The 20,229-nt window shown below is 58.8% G+C and carries 20 protein-coding genes; 11 read left to right on the forward strand and 9 right to left on the reverse strand.

The genetic code is table 11. The features are described from left to right. The first annotated feature begins 48 nt into the window (after positions 1-48). The 4 genes from F8N43_RS06705 (at position 49) to F8N43_RS06720 (ending at position 3,953) form a co-directional block, all read left to right on the forward strand. Positions 49-1,071: a heme utilization protein gene (locus tag F8N43_RS06705; RefSeq protein WP_150653449.1), complete on the forward strand. Its 1,023-nt coding sequence runs from the start codon at positions 49-51 to the stop codon at positions 1,069-1,071. A 63-nt stretch (positions 1,072-1,134) separates the two neighbouring features. Next, positions 1,135-1,815, forward strand: coding sequence for a C39 family peptidase (locus F8N43_RS06710; RefSeq protein ID WP_150629708.1), 681 nt, complete (start codon positions 1,135-1,137; stop codon positions 1,813-1,815). 43 nt (positions 1,816-1,858) lie between these two features. Further along, positions 1,859-2,602, forward strand: a complete 744-nt coding sequence (locus F8N43_RS06715; protein WP_150629710.1) for a hypothetical protein — start codon at positions 1,859-1,861, stop codon at positions 2,600-2,602. A 46-nt stretch (positions 2,603-2,648) separates the two neighbouring features. Further along, complete coding sequence (locus F8N43_RS06720) at positions 2,649-3,953, forward strand: transporter (RefSeq protein ID WP_150639003.1); 1,305 nt, start codon at positions 2,649-2,651, stop codon at positions 3,951-3,953. Between the two features lie 63 nt (positions 3,954-4,016). Here F8N43_RS06720 and F8N43_RS06725 read toward each other — a convergent pair whose 3' ends face one another. Continuing rightward, the gene (locus tag F8N43_RS06725) at positions 4,017-5,342 is read right to left on the reverse strand and encodes a sigma-54 dependent transcriptional regulator (RefSeq protein ID WP_150629715.1); all 1,326 of its coding nucleotides are present in this window, start codon (positions 5,340-5,342) and stop codon (positions 4,017-4,019) included. A gap of 343 nt (positions 5,343-5,685) precedes the next feature. Here F8N43_RS06725 and F8N43_RS06730 point away from each other — a divergent pair, with 343 nt between their 5' ends. The 3 genes from F8N43_RS06730 (at position 5,686) to nhaB (ending at position 9,108) form a co-directional block, all read left to right on the forward strand. Next, positions 5,686-5,952 (forward strand): hypothetical protein, encoded by a 267-nt coding sequence (locus F8N43_RS06730; RefSeq protein ID WP_150629717.1) that lies wholly within the window; start codon positions 5,686-5,688, stop codon positions 5,950-5,952. Between the two features lie 285 nt (positions 5,953-6,237). Then, positions 6,238-7,527, forward strand: coding sequence for a hypothetical protein (locus F8N43_RS06735; RefSeq protein ID WP_150639004.1), 1,290 nt, complete (start codon positions 6,238-6,240; stop codon positions 7,525-7,527). A 78-nt stretch (positions 7,528-7,605) separates the two neighbouring features. Then, positions 7,606-9,108 carry a sodium/proton antiporter NhaB gene (gene nhaB / locus F8N43_RS06740; protein WP_150629721.1) on the forward strand — a complete coding sequence of 501 codons (1,503 nt, stop codon included), beginning with the start codon at positions 7,606-7,608 and terminating at the stop codon, positions 9,106-9,108. 112 nt (positions 9,109-9,220) lie between these two features. On the opposite strand, the gene F8N43_RS06750 is transcribed toward nhaB, so the two are convergent. The 3 genes from F8N43_RS06750 to gnd are packed head-to-tail and all read right to left on the reverse strand — an operon-like array spanning position 9,221 to position 12,539. Then, positions 9,221-10,042 (reverse strand): HAD family hydrolase, encoded by an 822-nt coding sequence (locus F8N43_RS06750; protein ID WP_150639006.1) that lies wholly within the window; start codon positions 10,040-10,042, stop codon positions 9,221-9,223. Continuing rightward, complete coding sequence (gene zwf, locus F8N43_RS06755; RefSeq protein WP_150629725.1) at positions 10,039-11,562, reverse strand: glucose-6-phosphate dehydrogenase; 1,524 nt, start codon at positions 11,560-11,562, stop codon at positions 10,039-10,041. Before zwf ends, F8N43_RS06750 begins: the two co-directional genes overlap by 4 nt. Further along, positions 11,559-12,539, reverse strand: a complete 981-nt coding sequence (gene gnd, locus F8N43_RS06760; protein ID WP_150639007.1) for a phosphogluconate dehydrogenase (NAD(+)-dependent, decarboxylating) — start codon at positions 12,537-12,539, stop codon at positions 11,559-11,561. Before gnd ends, zwf begins: the two co-directional genes overlap by 4 nt. 270 nt (positions 12,540-12,809) lie before the next feature. Here gnd and F8N43_RS06765 point away from each other — a divergent pair, with 270 nt between their 5' ends. The 3 genes from F8N43_RS06765 (at position 12,810) to F8N43_RS06775 (ending at position 15,310) form a co-directional block, all read left to right on the forward strand. After that, entirely contained in the window at positions 12,810-12,992 is a 183-nt protein-coding gene (locus F8N43_RS06765) for a DUF6026 family protein (RefSeq protein ID WP_150629729.1), read from the forward strand. A 197-nt stretch (positions 12,993-13,189) separates the two neighbouring features. Beyond that, positions 13,190-14,929 carry a phosphoethanolamine transferase CptA gene (locus F8N43_RS06770; protein WP_150629731.1) on the forward strand — a complete coding sequence of 580 codons (1,740 nt, stop codon included), beginning with the start codon at positions 13,190-13,192 and terminating at the stop codon, positions 14,927-14,929. Positions 14,930-15,109: 180 nt separating this feature from the next. Further along, complete coding sequence (locus tag F8N43_RS06775) at positions 15,110-15,310, forward strand: hypothetical protein (protein WP_150629733.1); 201 nt, start codon at positions 15,110-15,112, stop codon at positions 15,308-15,310. Positions 15,311-15,416: 106 nt separating this feature from the next. Here F8N43_RS06775 and F8N43_RS06780 read toward each other — a convergent pair whose 3' ends face one another. The 5 genes from F8N43_RS06780 to F8N43_RS06800 all read right to left on the reverse strand — a co-directional run bounded on the left by F8N43_RS06780 (position 15,417) and on the right by F8N43_RS06800 (position 18,896). Continuing rightward, a complete protein-coding gene (locus F8N43_RS06780; protein WP_150629735.1) occupies positions 15,417-15,908 on the reverse strand; it encodes a GNAT family N-acetyltransferase in 492 nt (163 codons plus the stop codon). A gap of 128 nt (positions 15,909-16,036) precedes the next feature. Beyond that, positions 16,037-16,618: a DinB family protein gene (locus tag F8N43_RS06785; protein WP_150639010.1), complete on the reverse strand. Its 582-nt coding sequence runs from the start codon at positions 16,616-16,618 to the stop codon at positions 16,037-16,039. A gap of 18 nt (positions 16,619-16,636) precedes the next feature. Beyond that, the gene (zapE, locus tag F8N43_RS06790) at positions 16,637-17,755 is read right to left on the reverse strand and encodes a cell division protein ZapE (RefSeq protein WP_150653450.1); all 1,119 of its coding nucleotides are present in this window, start codon (positions 17,753-17,755) and stop codon (positions 16,637-16,639) included. 30 nt (positions 17,756-17,785) lie between these two features. Further along, a complete protein-coding gene (locus tag F8N43_RS06795; protein WP_150629741.1) occupies positions 17,786-18,127 on the reverse strand; it encodes a nuclear transport factor 2 family protein in 342 nt (113 codons plus the stop codon). Between the two features lie 52 nt (positions 18,128-18,179). Beyond that, entirely contained in the window at positions 18,180-18,896 is a 717-nt protein-coding gene (locus F8N43_RS06800; RefSeq protein WP_150629743.1) for a helix-turn-helix transcriptional regulator, read from the reverse strand. Positions 18,897-19,098: 202 nt separating this feature from the next. Between F8N43_RS06800 and F8N43_RS06805 the strand changes: the two genes are divergently transcribed. Then, on the forward strand, positions 19,099-20,151 hold the full coding sequence (locus tag F8N43_RS06805; RefSeq protein WP_150629745.1) for an aldo/keto reductase: 1,053 nt from the start codon (positions 19,099-19,101) through the stop codon (positions 20,149-20,151). Positions 20,152-20,229 lie beyond the last annotated feature (78 nt).

Genomic DNA, 20,229 nt, shown 5'->3' on the forward strand with positions numbered 1-20,229 from the left:
ATTAGAAAGTACCAATACTTAACCAACTAATAAGCACGGAGAAACACCATGAAACCTACAATGGCTCTCAAACCACTGGTTTTCGCTCTGGCAGCAGTGATGGCAATCGCAGCACAAGCTAACGGGCGTGACGATAATAACGGTCATGGTAACGGGCATGGCAACGGGCATGGCAACAACCATGGTCCTCGGGGCCCAAGCCTTGAAACTCTGCTGTCAATCACTGCGGGCGCTGGGGCTGCCGTCATTGACACTCAAAGCAGCCAACGCAACAACGTCTCGAACCAAGGCACCAAAAACGACGCCAAAGTCGACGGCTCGCTCAATGGTTCCAACGGCAACATGGGCGCCAACGTTGCAGCTGGCGACGGCAACCAACAAGACAACGCCGCGGCACTGGCCACTGCTGACGAAAGGTTCATCTTCGGCTCCGCCGTCGCTGTTTCCAGCGCCACACAAACCAACACCAACAACACGGTCAACAACTGGTCCAGTACCAACACTGCCAACCTGAACAACGCTGCCAACAACGGCTCCGGCAACATCGGTGTCAACGTGGCGGCCGGCAACTTCAACCAACAGAAAAACAACCTGGCGATCGCTGTATCGGGTGGACGTGTAGCAACAGCTGCTGCGTCGGCCAACCAAACCTCCAGCGGGCTGACAGTCAACAACTACGGCACCCAGGTCTACAAAAAAGATACCTTGGTCGGTACCTTTAATGCGGCTGGCGTGTTCGTAGCCGCAGGCACTGCCACTACCCGTGATGACGATCATGGTCATGGCAATGGTCACGGCAATGACTACAGAGGCGGCGGCAACAACGGTGGTGGTCATGGTGACAACGACACCTCTGACTTCGTGGCTGTAGGCGTATTCGGCCTGGCTGGCGTATACACCCAACAAGTGATGACTCCAGACGGCTGGAAAAACCCTGTCACCAACACTGCCAACATGACCAACTCGATGAACGGGATGTCCGGCAACAGTGGCGTCAACGTATCGGCTGGCGTAGGCAACCAACAAAGCAACTCGCTGTCCATCGCCGCAGGCTGCAGAGCCTGCCTGTAACCGCGATCGAAACGAAAGCCCCGGAAACGGGGCTTTTCCTCAGTCCGCAAAGGCGTATCGATCATGCGTAAGACTGCCCTTTTCGCCCTCCTCTGCCTGTCTGGCCTGACTCAGGCCGCACAGATGCCTGTGGCCGCCTTGCCTGGCGGCGTGCTGATCTACAAAGACGTGCAGAGTGTGCGTGAGCGCAAGTTCACCGACATCGTCGAACAAAAAACCGATTTCAGCTGCGGCGCCGCCGCACTGGCAACGATTTTACGCCAGGCCTATTGGCTCGACGTCGATGAAGAGCACGTCATCAAAGGCATGCTGGTCAACGCTGACCAGGACCTTGTTCGCACTCAAGGTTTCTCCATGCTGGACATGAAGCGCTACGTAGAAAGCATCGGCATGCGTGCACGGGGCTACAAGATCCCACCTGAAAAGCTGGATGCAGTCACTATTCCGGTGGTGGTACTGATGGATATTCGCGGCTACAAGCATTTCGTGGTGTTGCAGCGCTCAGACAAAAACTGGGTCTATATCGGCGACCCGGTACTCGGTCACAAACGCTTCTCCCACGATGACTTTGTCAAAGGTTGGAACGGCATCGTTTTCGCTATCGTCGGGCCCGGTTACGAAAAAACCAATGCATTACGCAGTCCACCGGAACCCCTGACAGCCAAGAACAAGCTGGATAACTTCAACCCGGTCAAAGATGCTGAATTGATGGACTTTGGTTTCATTCAGAGCGACTTCTTTTAATCGCCTACGATGTTATTCGGGCTGGATGCCCCGGGAGCAGCAAATGAAAACGTCATACTTGCTGGCCGCCGCCTGCCTGGCAGCGAGCGCTTCAAGTTTTGCCAACGGATTCAAACCCATCGAAATAAGTGATCAGCAGCTCGGTGAGCTACGCGGTCGTTACGTTATGCCGGGGCGGATCATCAGCTTCGGTATTGTCATGAGCAGTACCTGGCGCAACGCCAGTGGTGACTTGATCGGGGCGACTTCCTCGATGCAGATCCAGTCGTCTACCGTCAAACCCGAATTCTATGTTTCGACCTACAGCCAGAGCGGCGACGGCAGTACGCCCGCTCAAGGCACCGGCGTTATTGTCGGCGGCGCCGGGCTGAACGGCAGCCAGGGCGTCACGCAAAGCGTACGTGCCGCTGGCGATGGCAACACCGCCTATAACAACGTCGGCATCAACGTCAGCGAGGGCCGACTGCCCCCTGCATTGAGCCCTGGCCAAGGCCAGTTGCTGATGAGCGGACAAACTGTGACGGGCGGCAATGCTGCGGGGAATGTGGCTATTTCCGCTACGCGCGGTGGTATCCAGATGGCCATCGCGGCCAACAACAACCAGGGGTCCTCCATGCAACGGGTTGGCCAGGGCGGCCTGCTCCAAAACACCCAGCTACTGGGTAGCAGCAATATGGTCACCAACATGACCCAACTCAACGTAGTGCTCAATAATAACGGCCCGAGTGCAGGTGGACTGGACTGCAACCTTTCTCAACTAACCGCACTACGTTCCCTCGGATATTGAACTACGCTGACTCTCGATCATTGGGCTTAAAGGGACGGCTTATTACATGTATCGATCAGTATCACTGCGCGCAGTTGTATGTTTGAGCACTCTGTTCCCGGCGGCGATGCTGCAAGCAGCGCCCGATGCGGATGTAGAGCTTCTGAAACAAGAGCTTCTGGAGCTGAAGCAACGATACGAAGTACAACAAAAAGCCCTGGCGGTACTCGAGCAACGGGTCCGCCAGGTCGAAGATCAACCGGCAACCCCACAACCTAAACGCCTGGCCAAGTCGCCAGCGGATATGAAAGGCAACAAGGTAGCGACCGGCACCGGCGCCGCGGCAGCTTCAGGTGGCGCCGCCGGGGGAAGCGGCAGTTCCTACGGGCAGTCGCTGGCTGATGATTCACAACCGGCACAAAGCGTTTCCAATCTCTACGACGAGGCCAGCGGATTCTTCGGCGGCGGCAAGTTCAGCTTCGAAACCGGGATTACCTACTCCCGCTATGACACCCGCCAGCTGATTCTCAACGGCTTCCTCGCACTGGATTCGATCTTTCTCGGCAACATCAACCTGGACCGGATCAAGGCCGACACCTGGACACTTGACCTCACCGGCCGCTACAACTTCGACAACCGCTGGCAGTTCGACCTGAACGTGCCCGTCATCTACCGCGAATCGACGTATCAATCCGGCGGCGGCAACCAGGGTTCAGCAGGCGTCACCACCGAAGACAGCGTCACCCGGGATCCGACCATTGGCGACGTCAACTTCGGCATCGCCTACAAGTTCATGGACGAATCGGTGAGTACGCCGGATGCCGTGGTCACCTTGCGAGTCAAGGCGCCTACCGGCAAGGACCCGTTCGGCATCAAGCTGCGCCAGGCCGACGAGAACACCAACCTGTTCGTGCCTGACACCTTGCCGACCGGCAATGGCGTCTGGTCGATCAGCCCGGGCATCTCGCTCGTCAAAACCTTCGACCCGGCCGTACTGTTCGGCAGCTTGTCCTACACCCACAACTTTGAGGAGTCCTTCGACGACATCAGCTCCACGGAAAACGTGAAGAACCCTGGCAAGGTCAGTATTGGCGACAGTTTCCAGATCGGTGCCGGCGTTGCGTTCGCACTGAACGAGAAGATGAGTATGTCGTTCTCGGTGTCTGACCTGGTGCAGCGTAAAAGCAAGATCAAGGAGGATGGCGGGGATTGGCAATCGGTTACTTCCAGCGATGCCAACGCCGGTTACTTCAACATCGGCATGACCGTTGCGGCCACCGACAACCTGACCATCGTGCCGAACCTGTCCATTGGACTCACGGACGATGCGCCGGACTTCACCTTCAGCCTGAAATTCCCGTACTACTTCTGACCCGCAACACAAAAGCCCCGCTGCGATTTCGATCGTAGCGGGGCTTTTGATTGTGTCTGAAGATCAGCGTATCTGGTGCTTGTGCAGCAATCGGTAAAAGGTCGGCCGCGACACGCCCAACACACGGGCGGCGACGCTCAAGTTGTCGCTGTGGCGGTTCAATACATCGCACAACGCCTGCCGTTCGGCGCGAGTCTTGTAGTCTTCGAGAGTGCCCATCGGTGCGGCGATGGCATGCTGACTGATCAACCCCAGGTCACGCGCCTCGATCTGTCGTCCTTCAGCCAGAACCAACCCGCGACGTACGCGATTGGCCAGCTCGCGCACGTTGCCCGGCCAGTCATGCTTACCCATGGCAATCAATGCGTCTTCGCTGAAACTGCGCGGACGACGCCCGGTTTCATGACTGTAGAAATGGGAAAAGTGGTTGGCCAGCATCGACAAGTCGCCATGCCGCTCACGCAGCGGCGCGGTGACCACTTGCAGCACGTTGAGGCGGTAATACAAATCTTCGCGAAAGCGTTTCTTCTCGATGGCCGCTTCAAGGTCGACGTGAGTCGCCGCCAGCACCCGCACATCGACCGGAATCGGCTGGCTGCCGCCCACGCGTTCGATGTGTTTTTCCTGGAGGAAACGCAACAGGTTGGCTTGCAGCTCCAGCGGCAGGTCACCGATCTCATCGAGAAACAGGGTGCCACCATTGGCCGCTTCGATCCGTCCGACCTTGCGTTGATGGGCACCGGTAAAGGCCCCCTTCTCATGGCCAAACAATTCGGACTGGATCAAGTGTTCGGGAATCGCGCCGCAATTGATCGCGACAAAAGGTTTGTTGTGGCGTTGGGATTGTCGGTGCAGTGTCCGGGCGACCAGCTCTTTGCCGGTCCCGCTCTCGCCGCGAATCAACACCGGAGACTCGGTGGGCGCCAGTTTGCTCAGCAGTTTGCGCAGTTCGCGAATAGGTTTACTGTCACCGAGCAGCTCGTGTTCGGGCTGATCGATGTGAACCGTGCCTTGGCCACGCAAGCGCGCCATGCCGAACGCCCGGCCCAACGTCACCTGAACCCGGGATACATCGAACGGCAAGGTGTGAAAATCGAAAAACCATTCGCAGACGAAGTCCCCGACATTTTGCATCCGCAGGACTTCCTGGTTAAGCACGGCGATCCACTCGGTGCCACTGCGGCTGATCAGCTCCTTGACGGCATCGGGGCGCTCCAGGTGAAACGGCTGGAGCCGCAACAGGCCAACGTCGCAGGTTCGGTCGGCGGCATTTTCCAGCGTACAGCTATCAACGTCCCAACCGACAGAACGCAGACCTGGCAGCAGGCGATGACAGTCGTCGCAAGGGTCCACTACTAACAGACGTCGTAACGCAGGCGTTTCGATCATGACTGTTCCTTGACGCCAAATTATAGGAAATATTATTAAAAACAATCATTTGGCGAATCTGGCTGTAACATTAGCAAGAATTTGACGCTGGCTTGTATCGATTGACTATAGGGAGTGCGAGCAAGCAGTTATAAGAAGCAACTTTGTTAGTTACCTAACGAGTCGAACCATTCATTCAGCTTTCAAAAAACGTCAGAAACCTGAACGAATGAAAGAAAGTTGAAAATTCTTTTAATTGTATGTGACCCACCCACGGGTTGCGGGCATCAGTACAAGTAACCAGCCGAACGGTAAGCCCAACCGACGGCACATCACTTGATTGGGCATACAGAGAGAAGATCCCATGACCGCCCCGCTCCGTATCAACGAAGCTCTTTTGATTGCCGACCGCGCGTTCAAGCCATTTCAATGCGTGGCCTGGGCCCCACAAGACGGCAACGGCGAACTCAGCCTGACCGTCATCGACCGCACCAATAACCGCATCGGGCGCAAACAGATCCCGAGCAGTGCCTATACCGATCCAGCGCAACTGGAACATGTTCTGGAAGAAGCCCGTAAAGAGCTGAGCCAGGAAGGTTACGCGCTGCAATCGTGGTCGATGCCGCACTAATCTTTTTGCGGATTACTTGGTGGTAATCCGCACCCTCCTCCTTGATCGTTAGTTTGTTGGCGTTGCAGGCCAATAGCACTCGCGACATCTATTTGTGTGTACTTGAACGCGGCCAACTACTTGGCAGGCTTGTCAGTGGATCGAAAAGACACTGTTCTGGCACACAGCGACCCTCCGCCTGTTAGTTCTTGGAGTTGTGCAGCCATTCATTCAGGGATTGAATGTTTCCCCTATAAGTCGCCACCCCAACTCCTGGCCCCTGACGACTCGCAAGGAGATGCGTGGATGCCAACCCAGACCGCTTTTGCCCTACCCGCGACACTGAGCGGCGCCGGGGCACTCGACAAAACCTTTGCCAGCGCCGGTAAAACCCAGGTGTATTTCGCCGGCAGCACGTCGAGCATGGCCAATGGCGTCGCGATTGATTCGCAGGGTCGGCTACTCGTCGCAGCCAAGGTCGGAACCCCAGGTGGCAGCCGCTTCGGTCTGGCCCGCCTGCTTGAGGACGGCTCGGCGGATCTGGCATTCGGCAATCAAGGCAGTGTCATCAGCCAGTTCGAACCCGGCTTCGAAGCCATGGGGGGCAAAGTGCTGATCCTGCCCGACGGGTGCATTCTGTTGACCGGCCTGCACTATGAAAATGCACACAAGACGCTGCCCGCCCTCGCCTTGTTCGATCAGCAAGGCAAACCGGTCCAAGGCTTTGGCAACAACGGACGCCGTGTCGTGCGCCTGCCGGGCAATCTTTCCCTGGGTGTGCGGGATGGCTGGCTTCCCCCCGGCGTACCGGGCGCCGAAGCCTGTGATGTGTGCGTGCAGGAAGACGGACGACTGCTCCTGCTGGCCAATCATCATTTCGAACTCGCCGATCACGTCGGCCTGCTGATGCGGCTCAACCCCGATGGCACACTGGACGATACCTTCAACGGTCGCGGCTTCGTCCTGGTCCGGCACCTGTTGATGAACACCTGGCTCAGCAGCCTGATGGTGCAACGCGACGGCCGGATACTGGTGGGCGGCTCAATCAACTTTCCTGAAGAGGGCCTGCTTGCGCGCTATCACAGCGACGGCAGCCTCGACGACAGTTTCGCCGTGGATGGCTTCATGAGTTTCATGGCACAGGAACGTCACGCTCAGGTCAGCCAGATCATCCAACAGGACAACGGCGACTTGCACTGTTTTGGCAGCAGCCGCGACCCGATGCATTGCATGGCCCTGAAAGTCCACAGTAACGGTCGCCCGGACATTCATTGCAACGACGGCCAGCCGCACCTGCTGGGCATCGGCCACAGTGGCTGCCAGTGGACCGCCGCCCAAGCCCTTGCAGACGGGCGTGTGTTGACCGTTGGCGCGACCATCGGTGGCGTCGAAGCCGACTTCATCCTGGCCCGGTATCGTCCTGACGGACAACTCGACGAGCAGTTCGGCAATGGCACTGGCTGGGTCCGTACCCGCCTGGGTCGCAGCCTGGATACGGCGACGTCGCTGGCCGTGCAGGACGATGGCAACATCGTCGTAGGTGGCTATTCGCTGGATGGCAACTACCGGGCAATCGTCGCACGCTACCTGGGATAGACCTGCCGACATTTCCCACACTTGATCTTCCGGGCCGCTTACGGCAAGTTGCGCGCTTCTTAATACAAGGAGCAGCCGATGTCCGGCTCAATGGCCCAGGCGTTCGCGCATAATTTTCTCGGGCACTCACCCCGCTGGTACAAGGCCAGTATTGTCGGTTTCCTGATTCTCAATGCCTTGGTGCTTTGGACCGTGGGTCCGGTAGCGGCCGGTTGGCTGCTGGTGCTGGAATTCATTTTCACCCTAGCCATGGCGCTGAAGTGCTATCCACTGATGCCAGGCGGCTTGCTGCTGATCGAAGCGCTGTTGCTGAAGATGACCACGCCTCAGGCGCTGTATGACGAACTGCTGCACAACTTTCCGGTGATTCTGCTGCTGATGTTCATGGTGGCCGGCATCTACTTCATGAAAGACCTGCTGCTGTTTCTGTTCTCGCGCCTGCTGCTCGGCGTTCGCTCCAAAGCCATGCTGGCGTTGATGTTCTGCTTTCTCTCGGCGTTTCTCTCGGCATTTCTCGATGCCTTGACCGTGACCGCCGTGATCATCAGTGCCGCCGTCGGGTTTTACTCGGTGTATCACCGTGTCGCCTCGGGCAACGATCCGCGTCAGGACAGTGAATTCAGCGATGACCAGCACCTGCCAACGCTGCATCACGGGGATCTCGAACAGTTCCGCGCCTTTCTGCGCAGCCTGCTGATGCACGGCGCCGTGGGCACTGCACTGGGAGGTGTTTGCACGCTGGTCGGCGAACCGCAAAACCTGCTGATCGGCCACGAAATGGGTTGGCACTTCGCTGAGTTTTTCCTGAAAGTCGCCCCCGTTTCCCTGCCGGTGCTGGTGGCGGGCCTGGTGACTTGCGTGCTGCTGGAGAAATTGCGCTGGTTCGGTTATGGCACGCTGCTGCCGGACAACGTGCGCGCGGTGCTGGCCAACTATGCCGCCGAAGACAACGCCGAACGCACTTCGCGCCAACGCGCTGCGTTGATTGTTCAGGGGCTGGCGGCGCTGATCCTGATTGGCTGCCTGGCTTTCCACCTGGCTGAAGTGGGCCTGATCGGCTTGATGGTGATCGTGCTGATTACCGCGTTCACTGGGATTACTGACGAGCACCGCCTCGGCAGTGCGTTCAAGGACGCCATGCCGTTCACGGCGCTGTTGGTGGTGTTTTTTGCGGTGGTGGCGGTAATTCACGACCAGCAGTTGTTCACGCCGCTGATCCAGTGGGTGCTGGCGCTGCCGGCGGATCAGCAACCGGGCATGCTGTTTATCGCCAACGGTTTGTTGTCGGCGATCAGCGACAATGTGTTCGTCGCGACCATCTACATCACCGAAGTGAAACAGGCGTTCATCTCCGGCCACATGAGCCGTGAACATTTCGAGACACTGGCAATTGCAATCAACACCGGCACCAACCTGCCGAGCGTGGCGACGCCCAATGGTCAGGCCGCGTTTCTGTTTCTGCTGACGTCGGCGATTGCACCGCTGATTCGTCTGTCGTATGGGCGGATGGTGTGGATGGCGTTGCCATATACCGTGGTGATGGGTGGGCTGGGCTGGTATGCCGTAAGTTTTTGGCTGTAACACCGACCCTGTGGGAGCGGGCTTGCCCGCGATGAGTCCCTCACATTCAGCATCATTGTTGAATGTGAGTCCGCCATCGCGGGCAAGCCCGCTCCCACAGGGTTTTGTGTCGCTAGCGAGGGAGGATGTACCGCTCGATCGCCTGCGCCGCGCCATCTTCGGTGTTGGCGCCGGTCACGACGTCGGCCTGACGCTTCACCGCCTCCTCCGCCTGCCCCATGGCAATCGACAATCCGGCGCGATGAAACATCGCCGGGTCATTGCCGCCATCGCCCATGGCGGCGGTCTGGGCCAGCAGCACGCCGAGGAACTCGGCCAGTGTCGCCAAGGCGTCACCCTTGTTCGCCTGCATCGCGGTCACGTCGAGGTACACCGGCTGTGAACGTGACACCTGCGCCTGGCCCTCGACCCTGGGCAGCAACTGCGCCTCCAGCTCAATCAACAATTGCGTGTTGTTGCTGGCCGCGACGATCTTGTCGATGCGTTGCAGATACGGTTCGAAACTCTCCACCATAACGGGCGGATACCCCAGGCCATGCTGCTCCCGAGGCACCATCGGCCCGCCTGGGTCTTTCACCAGCCAATCGCCGCCACTGAATACCCACACCTCGATGTCCGGCAGATCGGCAAACTGCGTCAACGTGGTCAGCGCGGCCGTTGCCGGCAAATAATGCGCGACCAGCAAACTGCCGTCGGGATTGACGATCGTGCCGCCATTGAATGCCGCCGTCGGCAAGTCGACGCCCAGCGCTTCGATCTGCTGCAGCATGGCTTTCGGCGGCCGGCCCGTGGCGAGGCTGAACAGCACGCCCGCCTCGCGCAACGAACGGACCGTTTCGATGGTGCGCTGGCTGAGGCTGTGATCGGGCAGCAACAACGTGCCGTCCATGTCACTGAGCAAAAAACGGATGGGTTGTTGCGTTTCGTCACTCATCCGAGGCTATGCCAGACGCGACCGTCGCGGGTCAGCAAGTCTTCTGCCGCTGCCGGCCCATCTTCGCCCGCCGCGTATGTCTGCACGCTTGCGTCCTGCTGCCAGGCATCGAGGAACGGCTGCACAGCGCGCCAGCCGTTCTCGATGTTGTCGGCGCGCTGGAACAGCGTCTGATCACCGGTCAGGCAATCGTAGATCAGGGTCTCGTAGCCGGTGGACGGCTGCATCTCAAAGAAATCCTTGTAGGCAAAACCCAGTTCGATATTGGCCATTTTCAACGCCGGACCAGGTCGCTTGGCCAACAGATCGAACCACATGCCTTCGTTGGGTTGAATCTGTATCCGCAGATAGGTCGGTTGCAGCTCATCGACCTCGGTATCACGGAACTGCGCGTAAGGCGCCGGTTTGAAGCAGATGACAATCTCGGTGTCGCGCACGCTCATGCGTTTTCCGGTGCGCAGGTAGAACGGCACGCCGACCCAGCGCCAGTTGTCGATCATGACTTTGAGCGCGACATAGGTTTCGGTCGAGCTGTCGGGTGATACGTTGCTTTCCTGGCGATAACCCGGCAATGGTTTGCCGTCGATTTCGCCGGCGGCGTATTGGCCGCGTACCGAATTGGCCCGTGCCTCTTCGGTGGTCCAGGGACGGATCGCCCCCACCACTTTGGCCTTTTCGCCACGCACTGCATCAGCGCCAAAAGCGGCTGGCGGTTCCATGGCTACCATCGCCAATAACTGGAACAGATGATTGGGCACCATGTCTCGCAGCGCGCCGGTGTGCTCATAAAAACTGCCACGGGTTTCCACGCCGACGGTTTCCGCAGCGGTGATCTGGACGTGGTCGATGTAATGGTTGTTCCAGAACGCTTCGAACAGGCTGTTGGAAAACCGGCTGATCAGAATGTTCTGTACGGTTTCCTTGCCCAGATAATGATCGATCCGGTAGATCTGGTTTTCCGTCATGACCTTGAGCAAGCACGCGTTCAAGGCTTCGGCGGTGTGCAGGTCGGAGCCGAACGGTTTTTCGATCACTACCCTTCTGAACGCTTGCGGCGTCTCTTGCAGCAAACCGGCGGCGCCGAGACGACGCACCACTTCGCTGAAGAACCGTGGCGCGGTGGCCAGATAGAACACCGCGTTGCCGGTGCCGCTGGCGGCGATTTTCGCTGCCAGCGCCTGATACGTGCTGTCATCCAGGAAGTCGCCCTGGACGTAGCTGATGCCTTTGGCCAACTTCGCCCACAACGCCGGGTCAAGGGCTTGATCACCTTTGCCGACCTTGCTTGCCACTTCCGCCCGAATGAAGTCTTCGAGTTTTTGGGCAAAGGCCTCATCGGTGATGGCGTTGTGGTCAACGCCGATGATCCGCAGTCCATCGCCAAGCAGACCGTCGCGACTCAGGTTGTACAGCGCCGGCATCAGCAAGCGCTTGACCAGGTCACCGTGGGCACCGAACAGGAACAGCGTGGTCGGTGGTGCGGGTTCTGCCTTGGATTTATTGCGGATCAAACGGGTCATTTTTTCGCAGTCTCCACGTGACCGCCGAAGCCGAAGCGCTGAGCCGAGAGAATCTTGTCGCCAAAAGTGCCTTGGCCGCGCGAACGGTAGCGGGAGAACAGCGAGTTCGACAGCACTGGTACGGGCACCGATTGCTCCATGGCGGCTTCGATGGTCCAGCGACCTTCACCGCTGTCAGCCACCGAACCGGAGTAACCATCGAGTTTCGGATCGCTCGCGAGGGCGTCAGCCGTCAGGTCGAGCAGCCAGGAGGACACGACGCTGCCGCGACGCCAGACTTCGGCGATGTCGCCGACGTTGAGGTCGAAGCGCTGATCTTCCGGCAGGTTGGTGCTGGCCTTGGTCTTGAGGATGTCGAAGCCTTCGGCGAAGGCCTGCATCATTCCGTACTCGATGCCGTTGTGGATCATCTTCACGAAATGGCCTGAGCCTGCGGGACCGGCGTGGATGTAACCGCGCTCGGCGCGATCGTCGTCCGACTTGCGGTCCTTGGTGCGCGGGATATCACCCATGCCCGGGGCCAGGCTGGCGAACAGCGGATCGAGGCGTTTCACCACTTCGGCTTCGCCGCCGATCATCATGCAGTAACCGCGATCCAGGCCCCAGACGCCGCCGGAGGTGCCGACGTCGACGTAGTGCAGGCCTTTTTCCGACAGGGTTTTTGCCCGGCGGATGTCGTCCTTATAGAAGGTGTTGCCACCGTCGATGATGGTATCGCCGGGTTCGAGCAGGTTGCTGAGGGTATCGATGGTCTCTTCGGTCGGTACGCCGGCCGGCAGCATGACCCAGACCGCTCGTGGCTTGGCCAGGCCAGCGACCAGGGCCGGCAGGTCGATGACGCCTTTGGCGCCTTCAGCGGCCAGGGTATCGACGAAGGCGGTATTGCGGTCGTAAACAACGGTGGTATGCCCGTTGAGCATCAGGCGCCGTGCAATATTGCCGCCCATGCGGCCCAGTCCAATAATCCCGAGTTGCATGTGCTGATGCTCCCTACTACAAATAAAGTGTGTCAAAGGTTATAGCCCAACGCGACTAATGTGGGTTAGTCCAGAGCGTTGGCGTGAAGTTTCCGGGCATTGTGCCCGATCCTGACTGATAACGTCCGGAATCGTGTCGAAGACACAACGACCGTAAAAAATAAAAAAGTTCCCTTCCGGGGCAAAAGAAATCAAAATCAGCGCCGATAGTAAATAAGCACCGATGTCGGGGCGGATTTACAGTTGAGACAGCCATTTGCGAGGTGAGCAATGGGCACAGTACAAGCAGCACGGCCAGCACAAACCCTTTACGTCACGATCCGTCGCGACGAACTGCGCCAGTTGAAAGACGAGCGCGACCAGCTCAAGCAGGAAGTCGAGCAATTGCGCCTGCTGACGCAAGGAATCCAGGTTCAGTCAACGCCCGTCACCCTGCGCGCTCCCCACGCCTGATCTCCCCCGCCTGAATCGGAAGCAGCCTCGCTGTTTCCGATACGCCACATGATTCGCCCGCACTCGCAGCTCACAAAACTTTCACACGTCCTTGTTGATACTCCGGCCCGTTATGGCCGTCCGGTATCCGCGCGGCGCCTGTTCGTCGGCGATTTTCACGTCCCGGCGGTGGAAGTGACTTCTGGCTGGAGCAAGCAATGGCTTTGTATAAACGCAGCAGTTCGACTGCGGGCAGGTTTGATTGGGCAGGGTTTTTCTGGCTGTTCCTGTTCTTCTGGTATTTTTCCGGCATTACCCAACTACTGATCCAATTGACGGGCACTTCCGGGTTTAGCGGGTTCCGCCAGGCCTTTATCATGAGCGCTATCTGGCTGGCGCCGATGCTGCTGTTTCCCCGTCAGACGCGTGTTATGGCCGCACTGATCGGCGTGGTGCTGTGGGCCTGCTCCATGGCCAGCCTCGGGTATTTTTTCATTTATCAGCAGGAATTTTCCCAGAGCGTCATCTTCATCATGTTCGAGTCGAACATCTCTGAAGCGGGCGAGTACATGACCCAGTATTTCGCCTGGTGGATGATCGCGGCGTTCCTCGCACACACGCTGTTCGCGTACTTCCTTTGGACTCGTCTGCGTCCGGTGTACATGCCTCGTGGCCGCGCACTGGTGGCGGCGACCGCCATTCTGGTGGCGGTGATCGGTTATCCGCTGGTCAAACAGACCCTGCGCACCGGCAGTTTCGCCAGTGGTTTCGAGAAGTTCGAAACCCGCATCGAGCCTGCTGTCCCATGGCAGATGGCCGTGGCCTATCACCGCTACCTCGACACCCTGGCCGGCATGCAGGACATGCTCGACAGCGCCAGCAAAATCCCGCCTTTGCACAATTTCAAGGATTCAACGGCCAATCAACCGGCCACCCTGGTGCTGGTGATCGGCGAGTCCACTAACCGTCAGCGCATGAGCCTGTACGGCTATCCTCGGGAAACCACCCCGGAGCTGGACAAACTCAAGGATCAACTGGCGGTCTTCGACAACGTCATTACCCCGCGCCCCTACACCATCGAGGCGTTGCAGCAGGTATTGACCTTCGCCGACGAAGAGAACCCGGAGCTGTACCTGTCCACGCCGTCGCTGGTCAGCATGATGAAACAGGCCGGCTACAAAACCTTCTGGATCACCAATCAGCAGACCATGACCAAGCGCAACACCATGCTCACGACGTTCTCCGAACAGGCCGATGAGCAGGTGTACCTCAACAACAATCGCAACCAGAACGCCGCGCAATACGATGGCGATGTGATCGCGCCGTTCAACAAGGCCCTGGCCGACGCAGCGCCGCGCAAGTTGATCGTCGTGCACTTGCTCGGCACGCACATGAGCTACCAGTACCGCTATCCCTCGACGTTCGACAAGTTCAAGGATCGCAAAGGCGTTCCGGACGGCGTGCGTGACGATCAGCTGCCGACCTACAACAGCTATGACAACGCGGTGCTGTACAACGATTTCGTGGTATCGAGCCTGATCAAGGACTACGCCAAGTCCGATCCGAACGGTTTCCTGCTGTACCTGTCCGACCACGGCGAAGACGTTTTCGACTCCCCCGGCCACAGCACACTGGGTCGCAACGAGGCCAAGCCGACAGCGCCGATGTACACCATTCCGTTCATGGCCTGGGCTTCACCGAAATGGCGTGAGAGCCATGACTGGAGCTTTGCCAAAGATCTGGGGCGGCCGTACAGCAGCTCGCACCTGATCCATACCTGGGCCGATCTCGCGGGCCTGAATTTCGATGAACTCGATCGCAGCAAGAGCCTGGTCAGCGACAGTTTCAAGCCGCGTCCCTTGATGATCGGCAATCCCTATGAGCGTGAGCAGAAGGCGCTGATCGACTTCAGCCTGATCAAACCGAAGCCGAATCCGGCGGAAATCGTTCAGAAGTAATCCCGTCCAGGGGCCGGTTCCGGCCCCTTTTTCTTGCGCCATCCGCTCGCACGCGGTCAGCCGCAACAATCAAAAATCCCGTACGCAGTTAATTCTCGTTTAACGGAATCGGCCAACTATTGCCTTTCAACATTGCTTCATGGATGAAAGGCACCCGATATCCGTTGTGGGAGGCGAACCATGAAACGTACACCCTTGATCGTTGCTGGCCTGATGACGTTCGTTTCGGTCAGCGCGTTTGCCGAAGGTGGCGCAGAACGCATGCGCTATTACTACGAAAGCCTGAGGCTCAGCCAACAGGAAAATCAACGTCAGCAAACCGCTGAGGTACGGGTTCCGGACGATCAAACGGCGCAAGTGACGGAACATTACAAACTTTAAGCCGAATCAGGAAAACTCGGATATGCAGGAGCCAGCTTGCCGGCGATGGCGTCATCAAAATGGCCATCGCCAGCAAGCTGGCTCCTACGAAAAACAGATTGCGAGGTTAAAGGGGTTTGATCCAGAACAGCATCTGGCCGTGCGCCGGATCGAACATGCCGGCGGAAAAGCCGAATTTGGCGTAGGACGACTGCGCCACGGCATTGCCTTCCAACACTTCCAGGGTGATTTTGCAGCAGCCGCGCTGGCGGGCGATTTCCTCGACCTTTTGCAGCATCCTCTGGCTCAGGCCCAACCCACGAAACTGTTTCACTACCACCACGTCATGCACGTTGATCAGCGGTCGACAGGCGAACGTCGAAAACCCTTCAAAGCAATTGACCAGCCCTGCCGGCTCGCCACCAACGAAGGCCAGCACGCTGAACGCATGAGGACGCTTGGCCAGCTCCTCTGGCAGGTGCTCCAGCACCTCGGCAGGCAAGGAATGACCACCCCCCATCGGGTCCTCGGCGTAATGATTCAACACCAGACGCACAGCCTCGGCATGCACCGGATTGGTGTAACTGGCCTGAAGCACAAGAATTTCTGCGGATTCCATTTCCATCCTCGATTGTGGGAGCGAGCTTGCTCGCGATGAGCCTGAAAGCACCGCGTTTAAAAAGCAAGCCTGCGTTATCGTTGACGTCCATCGCGAGCGTGCTCGCTCCTGCAGGGGAAAAGCAGCTTTCAATGCCCCCAGATCAACGCTTCGGTCCACCCCAGTTCGGCGAAATCCGCAGCCCTCAAACCCGATTCCCCGGTACAGAAAAACTCGTCCAGTTGTGGCGGTTCAACCGACGTACCGCTGAGCATCGCGTGCACCTGCCCACGATGATGAATCTGATGCTCAAACAGATGGGACAGCAGGCGTAATCGGCTGTCGTGTTGCGGTGTGTCTCGGGCGATGGTCACGATCTTGCCCAGGTCGGCGTCGCGCATCTGCTCGCAGTAAGCGATCAACCGGCGATCCACATGGGCCTGTTCGCGCTGAAGATCTGCGGCGGCGGTGAACGGCTCGTCTTTGTTGAAAAACACAGTGCACTCAGGATGCGGAACATCGCCGCGTAATTCCCGTTCCAGCGCATCCACGTAAAACCAGTCGCAGGTCAGGATGTGGTTAAGGGTTGCCCGCAGGCTGGGGAAAAAGCTGACGCGGGGCGCCGTCAGCTCCAGCGCGCTCAATTGGCTCCAGGCCTTGGCCAGTCGATGATTGGCCCAGGCGTTCTGATAAGCCATGGTCAGCAAATGATGGGACAAGGGCTGAATCATGTTCGCGGCTCCTTGGGTTCAAGCGTCGGCGAAACGTTGCAGCTGCATTTCCTGCAGGCGACTGAGCGTGCGGCGGAACGGAAATTCCAGATAGCCGTCGGTGTAGAGCGACTCCATCGGCACCTGAGCTTCGAGGTACAACGGCACTTTGCGGTCATAGCATTCGTCCACCAACGCGATGAAGCGCCGCACACCGTCGTCGTGCACCGACAATTGCGGCAATTCGCGATCCCCCGCCACTACCCGCTCGACCCCGTCTTCGGTGCCACGGGCAATGCGACCGGCGCGTTTTTGCGCGCTGAGGTTGGGCACGTCAGTTAACAGAATAGCCTTGAAGGTGTCGCACAGCGCCATGAAATCCATGGCGGCAAAGGGTTGTTCGCAGAGGTCGGCGTATCGGCACCAGAGCACCGTTGCACTGGCCTGCACCACGTTCAGTGAACGGTAGCCAACCTCGATCGGCTCACTGGACACCGACTGACCGGCGCTCAGTGCCTTGAACACCTCCCCCAGCGCACTGGGCTGTCCGGGCGCGGCGACCCAATAGCGCTGCAAACCGGCGCCGGGATGCAGGCGATGATCTTCGCCGCCATCCACCGCAATCACCTGCATGTGACGCTTGATTGCCTCGATGGCGGGCACGAAGCGGTCGCGATTGAAGCCATCGGCGTAAAGCATGTCTGGCGGCTGGTTGGACGTGCAAACCACCACCACGCCCTCCTCGAACATCACCTGAAACAAGCGCCCGAGAATGATTGCGTCGCCAATATCGTTGACGAACAGCTCGTCGAAACAGAGCACGCGTACTGCTTCGCTCAGCTCGCGGGCCAGGGCTTTGAGCGGATCGGCGGTGCCGGTCAGTTGAAACGAGCGTTGATGCACCCACCCCATAAAATGGTGAAAGTGCTGGCGCCGGGCCGGGACCTGCAGGCTTTGGTAAAACTGATCCATCAGCCAGGTTTTGCCGCGCCCGACCGGGCCCCACAGGTACACACCCATGACCGGGGTGCGACCTTCATGCAGCGCTTCGTAGCATTTTTGCAGCGCCCAGACGGCATGTTCCTGGGCTTCGTCCTGGACGAAGCCCTTCTGTTCAATGGCGTGTTGCCAGGCGCTTAACGGGGAGTCGAGATTCATGCGCGGCAGTATGCCATCGCAACGCGACGTCTACAGTGAAATGTCCAGCCGGGCGATCTTGCCCTGTTCGTTCAGGCGAAACATGTAACGCAACTCCAGCGGGCTACCGGGAAACGTCCCGGAGATCAGGTTGTGCACCAGCACCTTGCCGGTGCGCTGTTGCACGTCGAGCACTTCGACCTTGGGCTGGTAACGCCGGCCGGTGTCTTGCATCCATTGGGCGATGGCCTGGGTGCCAATCCGGTGCTGACCTTCATCGAACACATTGGCGTCCTCAGCGAAAAAACTGGCGACCCTCGACGTGTCGCCGGTATTGGCGGCAGCAATGTAAGCGGCGATGGCGGGCGCCAGTGCAGAGGCAGGATGGGACATGGTGACAGCTCCTTGTGGGTTGGTTCTGACGCCATGCTAGAACACCCCTGTGTCAGTTCTTGTCAGGAGTGAAACGCCCCGATTCATCCAGTTGCATCTGTTTGCGCCAGGTGCGCAACAGGTCGCTGCGCCGCCCCGGATAACGCTCGCCCTGCTCGTTCGCCGCTGAGATCCGGTCGGTGCGGAACGTCCGATAGGCGCCGCGCAACTCACACCAGGCGACGATGATTCGCACCTCGTTGAGAAACCCCAGGGCCAACGGCCAGATCAGTCGCTGACTCGGGACTTGTTGGGCGTCTGCATAGTCGATGTGCAACTTGGCCTGATCGCGGATCGCCTGGCGAAACACCGTCAGCGGCACGGCGTTGGGCGCAAAGCCGTAACCGGGCGGGCCCGGCAGCACGGTTGGATTGTGCAAGGCGTCCAGCGCTTCGGGCGCCAGCACCGCAGCGATCTTGGCCAACGCGTTCGCGGCCGCTTTGCTCAATACCTCATCGCCGCGCTGATCCACGTAACGCAACCCCAGCACGATGGCTTCGGTTTCGTCGGCGTTGAGCATCAGAGGCGGCAGGAACAAACCGCTGCGCAACACGTAACCGATGCCCGCCTCGCCGTAGATCGGCGCGCCGAGTGCGGTGAGTTCCGCGATGTCGCGGTAGAGCGTACGCTCGGAAATCTCGAGCTCGCGGGCAAGTGTCGCCGCCGTGACCGGGCGGCTTTTGCCGCGAAGCACTTGCAACAAGGTCAGTAAACGCGTTGTACGAGACACGATCGGCAGGCTCTGTGCGGAAAAGATGTCGGAGATTAGCAGAGGCCCCTGTCAGAAAGTGGCAGTGGCGATGAGCCCGATGGTCGGCCTTTTTGCTCCTCATGAAAAAGCGTCTTGACCCAATACATTATTGGCATCATCTTAAATACATGTTTTACGACATCTATACTCAGTCACAGCGTCTTCCTTCAGGAGTCATCCCATGCATTACAAAGTGTTCGGCCGAAAAACCGGCTTGCGTGTTGCGGAATTGGCGCTGGGTGCCGGCAACTTTGGTACCGGTTGGGGCCATGGCGCCGAACGCGATGAAGCCAAGCGCATTTTTGATGGCTACTTGGAGGCCGGCGGCAATTTCATCGACACCGCCAACGGCTATCAGGGTGGTCAGTCGGAAGCCATGCTCAGCGAGTTCATCGCCACCGAGCGCGATCGTCTGGTCATCGCCACCAAATACACGCTGGGGACTACGCCGGCCGCAGGCATTTCCCACACCGGCAACAATCGCAAGAACATGGTTCGCGCCGTGGAAGAAAGCCTGACACGGCTCAAGACCGATCACATCGACCTGTTCTGGGCGCACATGAGCGACGGCGTCACGCCCATGGAAGAAATCCTTCGTGGTTTTGATGATCTGGTGCGCGCCGGCAAGATTCATTACGCCGGCCTGTCGAATTTCCCGGCGTGGCGCATCGCCCGTGCCGATCTGTTGGCTGAAGTGCGCGGTTTTGCGCCGATTGCCGCCATTCAGGCCGAGTACAGCCTCGCCGAGCGTACGGCTGAACGTGAACAACTGCCGATGGCCGAAGCGTTAGGGCTGGCCGCGACCTTGTGGTCGCCGCTGGGTGGCGGGTTCCTCACCGGCAAATACCGCTCCGGTGACGAGAACAACCGTGCCGCCAAACTGGGCATGCTGGTGCACGCCGAGAAAAGTGCCCGCGAAACCGCCCTGCTCGACACCTTGCTCGCGGTCGCGGCGGAGCTAGGCGCCAGCCCGACGCACGTGGCCATTGCCTGGCTGCGGGACAAAGCCAAACGCTCGACCACGGCGTTGATTCCGATTCTGGGTTCACGCACGCGTGAGCAACTGGATGCGACATTGGGCGCTTTGAACGTGCAGTTGAGTGCCGATCAGGTGTCGCGACTGGATGGCGTCAGCGAAGTGGCCAAGGGTGTACCGCATGAGTCCATTGCCGGTTCTGTTGCGCGGTTTAGCGGTGGCGAAACTCTGGATCTGCCGATAATCCCGGTGGCCTGACGCAGATACAATTGTGGGAGCGAGCCCGCTCGCGATGGGGCCCCGTCAGTCAACAAAGATGTTGAATGTCAGTCCGCT

The sequence above is a fragment of the Pseudomonas fluorescens genome (assembly GCF_902498065.1).
Taxonomy (GTDB): Bacteria; Pseudomonadota; Gammaproteobacteria; order Pseudomonadales; family Pseudomonadaceae; genus Aquipseudomonas; species Aquipseudomonas fluorescens_BJ.

Bases quoted from the DNA above. Each gene is read 5' to 3' on its own strand.
- F8N43_RS06705 (WP_150653449.1), top strand. From the start codon at position 49: ATGAAACCTACAATGGCTCTCAAACCACTGGTTTTCGCTCTGGCAGCA.
- F8N43_RS06750 (WP_150639006.1), bottom strand. From the start codon at position 10,042: ATGAGTGACGAAACGCAACAACCCATCCGTTTTTTGCTCAGTGACATG.
- F8N43_RS06795 (WP_150629741.1), bottom strand. From the start codon at position 18,127: ATGTCCCATCCTGCCTCTGCACTGGCGCCCGCCATCGCCGCTTACATT.
- zwf (WP_150629725.1), bottom strand. From the start codon at position 11,562: ATGACCCGTTTGATCCGCAATAAATCCAAGGCAGAACCCGCACCACCG.
- F8N43_RS06725 (WP_150629715.1), bottom strand. From the start codon at position 5,342: ATGATCGAAACGCCTGCGTTACGACGTCTGTTAGTAGTGGACCCTTGC.
- nhaB (WP_150629721.1), top strand. From the start codon at position 7,606: ATGTCCGGCTCAATGGCCCAGGCGTTCGCGCATAATTTTCTCGGGCAC.
- F8N43_RS06720 (WP_150639003.1), top strand. From the start codon at position 2,649: ATGTATCGATCAGTATCACTGCGCGCAGTTGTATGTTTGAGCACTCTG.
- F8N43_RS06805 (WP_150629745.1), top strand. From the start codon at position 19,099: ATGCATTACAAAGTGTTCGGCCGAAAAACCGGCTTGCGTGTTGCGGAA.
- F8N43_RS06735 (WP_150639004.1), top strand. From the start codon at position 6,238: ATGCCAACCCAGACCGCTTTTGCCCTACCCGCGACACTGAGCGGCGCC.
- F8N43_RS06780 (WP_150629735.1), bottom strand. From the start codon at position 15,908: ATGGAATCCGCAGAAATTCTTGTGCTTCAGGCCAGTTACACCAATCCG.
- F8N43_RS06785 (WP_150639010.1), bottom strand. From the start codon at position 16,618: ATGATTCAGCCCTTGTCCCATCATTTGCTGACCATGGCTTATCAGAAC.
- F8N43_RS06765 (WP_150629729.1), top strand. From the start codon at position 12,810: ATGGGCACAGTACAAGCAGCACGGCCAGCACAAACCCTTTACGTCACG.
- F8N43_RS06775 (WP_150629733.1), top strand. From the start codon at position 15,110: ATGAAACGTACACCCTTGATCGTTGCTGGCCTGATGACGTTCGTTTCG.
- F8N43_RS06770 (WP_150629731.1), top strand. From the start codon at position 13,190: ATGGCTTTGTATAAACGCAGCAGTTCGACTGCGGGCAGGTTTGATTGG.
- F8N43_RS06730 (WP_150629717.1), top strand. From the start codon at position 5,686: ATGACCGCCCCGCTCCGTATCAACGAAGCTCTTTTGATTGCCGACCGC.
- zapE (WP_150653450.1), bottom strand. From the start codon at position 17,755: ATGAATCTCGACTCCCCGTTAAGCGCCTGGCAACACGCCATTGAACAG.
- F8N43_RS06715 (WP_150629710.1), top strand. From the start codon at position 1,859: ATGAAAACGTCATACTTGCTGGCCGCCGCCTGCCTGGCAGCGAGCGCT.
- gnd (WP_150639007.1), bottom strand. From the start codon at position 12,539: ATGCAACTCGGGATTATTGGACTGGGCCGCATGGGCGGCAATATTGCA.
- F8N43_RS06710 (WP_150629708.1), top strand. From the start codon at position 1,135: ATGCGTAAGACTGCCCTTTTCGCCCTCCTCTGCCTGTCTGGCCTGACT.